General features: G+C 42.1%; 8 protein-coding genes and 1 pseudogene. 3 read left to right on the forward strand and 6 right to left on the reverse strand.

What is annotated here, in order from left to right:
- From WC615_RS22295 to WC615_RS22310, 4 genes are all read right to left on the reverse strand, one after another.
- Positions 1–309: penicillin acylase family protein (locus WC615_RS22295; protein ID WP_372980243.1), on the reverse strand; the 309-nt coding region annotated here is incomplete at its 3' end.
- 148 nt (positions 310–457) lie between these two features.
- On the reverse strand, positions 458–1,021 hold the full coding sequence (locus WC615_RS22300; RefSeq protein ID WP_372980244.1) for a thermonuclease family protein: 564 nt from the start codon (positions 1,019–1,021) through the stop codon (positions 458–460).
- A gap of 258 nt (positions 1,022–1,279) precedes the next feature.
- Positions 1,280–2,455: a carboxypeptidase-like regulatory domain-containing protein gene (locus WC615_RS22305; protein WP_372980245.1), complete on the reverse strand. Its 1,176-nt coding sequence runs from the start codon at positions 2,453–2,455 to the stop codon at positions 1,280–1,282.
- Positions 2,456–2,538: 83 nt separating this feature from the next.
- On the reverse strand, positions 2,539–2,892 hold the full coding sequence (locus WC615_RS22310; RefSeq protein WP_372980246.1) for a VOC family protein: 354 nt from the start codon (positions 2,890–2,892) through the stop codon (positions 2,539–2,541).
- 100 nt (positions 2,893–2,992) lie between these two features.
- Here WC615_RS22310 and WC615_RS22315 point away from each other — a divergent pair, with 100 nt between their 5' ends.
- Positions 2,993–3,247, forward strand: a complete 255-nt coding sequence (locus tag WC615_RS22315; protein ID WP_067062740.1) for a (2Fe-2S) ferredoxin domain-containing protein — start codon at positions 2,993–2,995, stop codon at positions 3,245–3,247.
- Here the strand turns inward: WC615_RS22315 and WC615_RS22320 are convergent.
- A complete protein-coding gene (locus WC615_RS22320; protein ID WP_191174073.1) occupies positions 3,244–3,774 on the reverse strand; it encodes a ferritin in 531 nt (176 codons plus the stop codon). The two genes, WC615_RS22315 and WC615_RS22320, sit on opposite strands and share 4 nt — an antisense overlap.
- A gap of 125 nt (positions 3,775–3,899) precedes the next feature.
- Positions 3,900–4,271 carry a hypothetical protein gene (locus WC615_RS22325; protein ID WP_372980247.1) on the reverse strand — a complete coding sequence of 124 codons (372 nt, stop codon included), beginning with the start codon at positions 4,269–4,271 and terminating at the stop codon, positions 3,900–3,902.
- Positions 4,272–4,370: 99 nt separating this feature from the next.
- Here WC615_RS22325 and pgmB point away from each other — a divergent pair, with 99 nt between their 5' ends.
- Entirely contained in the window at positions 4,371–5,021 is a 651-nt protein-coding gene (gene pgmB, locus WC615_RS22330) for a beta-phosphoglucomutase (RefSeq protein ID WP_372980248.1), read from the forward strand.
- Positions 5,022–5,167: 146 nt separating this feature from the next.
- Positions 5,168–5,484 (forward strand): annotated as a pseudogene (locus WC615_RS22335) (hypothetical protein); the annotation flags it as partial.

Below are 5,484 nucleotides of genomic sequence, written 5' to 3' on the forward strand. Positions count from 1 at the left end.
CTGAATATCCATTTGCCAAAGGCGCGCTTTGGCAGTTAGGTAGCCCTGCACGTAGTATAGGTCGTGGTCGTTCTCTGCAAAAACATGGGGCACCATATTCTCATCATACCTGATGGTTACCTTACCCTGCAGGCCGTTTAGCTTTAGTTTTTCGGCAGGGATGATGTTCTTGCTTTCGGCATTTTGCCAGAAACCTGTTGACGGGTTCAGGAACTCGCCCAAAGGTGGTACATCGCCAAATTTTGTTTGTAACGCCCAGATAAACACGGCGGTAATTGCTATAGAAAAGATGGCCTTAAATACTTTCATTGAAAATAATTAATGAATTAGTGAATTAGCGATCGAGTGAATTTTCGAACCTTTCGGCTTAACCTTTTACCTCTTCAGCTTAAACTAATATTTTACGGCAAGTTACGTAAAGGCTAAAGATTTGGCAACTTTTAAAAAGTTACCAAATCTAAAAAGCTACCGTATCCTGATGCTTGCGTGATCTGCGTTTTTTATATGGCTTATTAACTTTCTTTACCTTCTTTTCAACCCGCTGGGTTTTCTCTTCCTTCCTAAAATTCCAGGGCGGGGTTGGGTTCTCGTCTTGCCATAAACCAAGGCGGTTTTGGCGGGCCTGCTGCTCAAGCATGGCCAGTTCCATACTTTTTGAATAGGCACGGTATTGCCAGGCGTAGCCTTGTTTCACCAATTCGTGGTTTACACTGGTGCCGTTCTCTAATACAACCTCTCCTACTGTACGGCCATAGAGATCGTGCTGGTTACCAACCAATTTCACCATTTTGCCAAAGCACAGATCTGAAGTAAATTGTTTGGCTGCCTGCCCAAAGGCCTGGCTTTTTTCGGGGCAATCCACCTCGGCAAGTCGAACGGTAATACTTTGGTTATCGGGCGATAGCAGCACCATAGTATCACCATCTTTTACGCCTACTACTTTGTATAGTGTTTCGTTTTTATTACAACCTAGAGAAATGATAAGAACTAAAAGGTAAAGGAGTAATGACTTTTTGAGCATAGGGCTAAGATATAAATTTGTGTTATTTAACCACAGAGGGCACGGAGTAAAAACCGCAAAGAGCACAGAGATTTTTAAACAAATACATACACATATGCTGCCGCAAGTTTAGCGTAGCGTAACTTGTGGTATGGTACCCGGCAAGCTTTCAGCTTGCGTCAGCTGAAAGCTGACTTTGTGCACGCCACGAGCTGAAAGCTCGCGGCAGCGGCATATTAAGTTTTTTTGAGAATGAGGCAAAAATAAGAAGCACAGCTATTACTTCCCCAATTCATAATCTACCGGTAACAGGTCGGCTATGCGGAGCGTTCCCCAATAACCTTCAATAATGCAATTTTCAGGGGTAAATATTACACCGTTACTATCAAAATAGGTATAAGGCTCCCTAAAGATAATATAAGAAGTCCGCTCATTTGAGCTATTCTCCTTATGTCTAAAATTGATCATGATGGGTTTTGAATAGCCTAAGGCATAAACGCCTTTTTCATCAGTACGTTTTACGTATTCTGCCGTTTTTAATGGTTCTTCACTACCCCTTTGTTCATTCGTCGGCAGCTTTGATTGCCCTATCCAATAATTTAAGGAATCCCTGCTGCCGAATGCCGAGGGGTGGCTTCGTATGTATTTAACTCTTTCATATATCAGGCTATCTGCCGGGCGTCCCGGGGTTGGCTTTCTGTATAGTCGGCGGACGATAAATTCATTTAAAGGCATAGCATCGGCTATACAGGCACGTAAAAACTGCAATTCCGATCCTTTGTAGGTCTCCACCCGTTTGTTTATCCAGTTGGCTTCCTGTTGTGGCGTACCATTAATAGGTTCAAATACCGATGAGCCTGTATAAGCGGCTACTCCATCCCTCGGGTCGTATAAAAACGATTTAAGCAGGTACCTTATGCGATACCCCAATGTTTTGTTTTCGATCACCAAAAAGTCAGACGAGGTTGCGGTTAGTTTATCACTGGCCTCATCAAAATTAAACTCCAACAGTTCGGGGTTCAATAGCCTGCAACTCGTGGCGTTTTTGGTGCGGCCCAAAAACTGTTCTTTAAACATACGGATGTATCGCTCGCGTTTCAGGTCGCGTTTAGCCCTGCCGGGCCTGATCTTAACCTCGCCAAGCTGGCTTATCTGGGGTACCAGTTCAATATCGGGCATTTGGAGATTGCTGTACTTTACCGAGACCTGTTTGTGGTATATTTCATAACCTATACATGATACCAGCATGTCGTACTGCCCGTCTTTTACATAGGTTAACTCATACGTCCCGTCATTTTTTGTTATTGTACCTACTTTCGAATTACTCAAAAACACGCTCGCCGCAGCAATTCCATTTTTGTTATCTGTGCTGATAACTTTACCGGTAATGCTAATTTGCGCGAATGAATATGCGGGAATAGTAATAAAGAGTAACAAGAACAGGGATCTGTACATACCCAAATGTATTAAGTAAGCGCTACAATTGAGCTACAATCTGGTAATTTTTCAACTACAAAATAGTGTTTAAGTACTACTCCCTATTTCCCGTGTAAACTCCAGGCGTTACCATCCGGATCTTTTACGGTAGCGAAACGGCCCCATGGGGTTTTGTCGGCATTGCCAACTGTTATGCCTTTTGAGGCTATTTCTTCTATAGTTTTATCCAGGTCATCGCATTTGATCACAAAGCCTTGTATGCTACCAGGTTTTAACTCAGGGAACCAGTTTACCAGCGTAATGGATGTACCACCATCAGGCAGGCCCAGTTGTATCCAGCTTGCACCGCCCTGGTATGGCCCTTCTACAATAAGTTTAAAACCCAGTTTAAGGTAAAATTCTTTAGCCACATGCTGATCTGTTACCGGGATAGATATAAGTTCGATAGACCTCATCACATTAATTGGTTTTAATTGTTATGCTTGTGTAATAACAACTTGTATCAAAAATAAAGCTGATATTTGTAAGTTCTATAATTATTAAAATTTTTTTGAGATGGGTAAATTCACTGTACCTGATAAAGTGCTGTTTGTATGTACAGGGAGCAAATGCGCTAAACGCGGCGGCAAAAGCATGTATAAAACTGCCGAAAAGTTTGCCAAATATAGTAAGGAAGATATTGAGGTGATACGTATAGAATGCACAGACCGGTGCGATTGGGCACCGGTCTGTACGTTTTCTCCGGGGAATATCTGGTTAAAAGAATATTCAGAGAAGGATGTTTTAAAGCTGTTGTTAGCTAAAGATTAAGCTTCGCTGTCGTATTTAATACCGCCAACGTGCTTATCAATCTGCCATCTGCCGGTACCCTCTTCGCCAATAACCTCGAACAATTCAAGCGCACGGCGTGCTTTGTATTCTTCTTCGCGTTGCTCTTTCAAAAACCAGTTTAAAAATTCGTTGGTTACAAAATCCTGCTCTTTTAAGCAGCGGGCATAAATATTTTTGATTGATTGCGTTACGCTGATCTCCTGATCAAGAGCTTCCTCAAATACCTCACGGAACGAGTTGTACTCCTGTTTAATGCCGGTTACATCAGGCGATATAGCGTTGCCGCCCATATCTAAAATGTATTTGTAAAATTTTAGCTGGTGCTGTCTTTCCTCTTCTGCCTGTTTAAAAAAGTAGTCGGACGAGAAATCGTAACCGTTACGGTTACACCACGATGCCATAGCTAAATATATTGATGAAGATGTTGCTTCTTTCTTAACTTGCTGGTTTAAAAGCGCCTCTACTTCGGCAGAGATCAGGCTTTTGATACGGATAAGATCTTTCATGGATGATAGTATTTTAGAACTATTTAAACATTGCAATAAACATGCCGACTTAAATAGTTATACAATAATACCTGTATAAACAGCTATCGAAGAAAATAAAGACAATATGAATTCAGTCTAAATTACTAAAGGGCAACACGATACAAGCGGTCTTGTATAATATTGTTTAGCTGAAGCATTACAAACGTACCTTCCAGAATTTCTTTCAGGGCGATAATTTGTAAAAGGGTGAGGATGTAAGTGTGGTCGCAGGCGCAGATAAAGATGATCTCTACATCAGGGTCTTTCGATGAATCGAGCAGTTTGGCTTCGATATCAACATTGTAAACCGCTTTTTTTAACTTAAGCAGGCAACGGTAATCAAATTTGGCAACTTTACCGGCAAAATCAACATACCAGCAACGTTCAGCATCACACTGATATACGGCGCCGTTTTGGGTGCTGAATACATCTGACCAGGTACTTGTTTGCGAATCTGTTGTTAATGTTGTTACCATTCTATGCCACAAAAGAACGGACTATTTATAATTAATCCAAATAATGTTAGTAATTTATTTATAATGATTATTAACAAGGCAACTTATAACTTTACCGCCATGAATATTAAAGCCTGTATTTTTGATCTGGATGGCGTAATTGTAGATACCGCCGTATACCATTATAAAGCATGGAAACGCCTTGCCAACCAAATGGGCTTTGATTTTACCGAACACCAGAACGAACAGCTGAAGGGCGTAAGCCGCATGGCTTCGCTGGATCTGATACTTGGCTGGGGAAACATCACCAACAAAACCGAAGCTGAAAAGTTGGAACTGGCAGCCCAAAAAAACGAATGGTATACCGAAATGATAGGCCAGATGACGCCCGCCGAAATACTGCCCGGTGCCCGCGAGTTTGTACAAACCTGCCGAGACGCGGGTTTAAAAACAGCTATTGGTTCGGCCAGCAAGAACACCCCTACCATCCTGAATAAATTAGAATTAACACATTTGTTTGATGCCATTATTGATGGTAACAGCGTAAGCATCCCAAAGCCTGATCCGGAAGTGTTTTTAAAAGGAGCCGAAGCGCTAGGTGTTGCCCCGGCAGCCTGTGTGGTTTTTGAAGATGCCATTGCCGGGATAGAAGCTGCGATAAACGGCGATATGAAAACCGTAGGTATTGGCTCGCCGGAAACATTGACTAAAGCAAATATTGTGGTAAGCGGTTTGGATAAGATGAGTTTGACGATATTGGCGGAGTTGTAATAATTTGAAGTTCGCCCCCTCAAGCGTCCACGCTTGAGGGTATAAATATTGTGAGCGTCCACGCTCACGTGTAGTGCTCAAGCGCAGACGCTTGTATTATTCTTAGTGTAAAGCGTGGACGCTTTACACGGCGCAAAATTTATATTATGAAGCTGAAACTTTTTGTATTGTGCCTGTTTATTTCCGCTATAGCATTCGGCCAAAAAAAGTCGGTGAAGATCAGCATCACACATTTAACCAAAAACTTTTACGTGTGCACATCATACGGTTACCCGGATGATAAATCGCCCGCATACCCGGCTAACAGCTTATTTGCGGTTACCGATAAGGGTATTGTTCTGGTTAATTCACCATGGGGCGATGAACAAACCCAACAGCTAATAGATAGCGTTAAACGGCGCTTCAACAAAAGGATAATCTTTTGCATAGCTACTCATTTCCACGATGATTGTTTAGGCGGATT

It is taken from the genome of Mucilaginibacter sp., from assembly GCF_041663085.1.
In the GTDB taxonomy this organism is placed as follows: Bacteria; Bacteroidota; Bacteroidia; order Sphingobacteriales; family Sphingobacteriaceae; genus Mucilaginibacter.

Coding starts and splice junctions, on each gene's coding strand:
- WC615_RS22320 (WP_191174073.1), bottom strand. CDS start 3,774: ATGAAAGATCTTATCCGTATCAAAAGCCTGATCTCTGCCGAAGTAGAG.
- WC615_RS22300 (WP_372980244.1), bottom strand. CDS start 1,021: ATGCTCAAAAAGTCATTACTCCTTTACCTTTTAGTTCTTATCATTTCT.
- WC615_RS22305 (WP_372980245.1), bottom strand. CDS start 2,455: ATGTACAGATCCCTGTTCTTGTTACTCTTTATTACTATTCCCGCATAT.
- WC615_RS22325 (WP_372980247.1), bottom strand. CDS start 4,271: ATGGTAACAACATTAACAACAGATTCGCAAACAAGTACCTGGTCAGAT.
- pgmB (WP_372980248.1), top strand. CDS start 4,371: ATGAATATTAAAGCCTGTATTTTTGATCTGGATGGCGTAATTGTAGAT.
- WC615_RS22310 (WP_372980246.1), bottom strand. CDS start 2,892: ATGAGGTCTATCGAACTTATATCTATCCCGGTAACAGATCAGCATGTG.
- WC615_RS22315 (WP_067062740.1), top strand. CDS start 2,993: ATGGGTAAATTCACTGTACCTGATAAAGTGCTGTTTGTATGTACAGGG.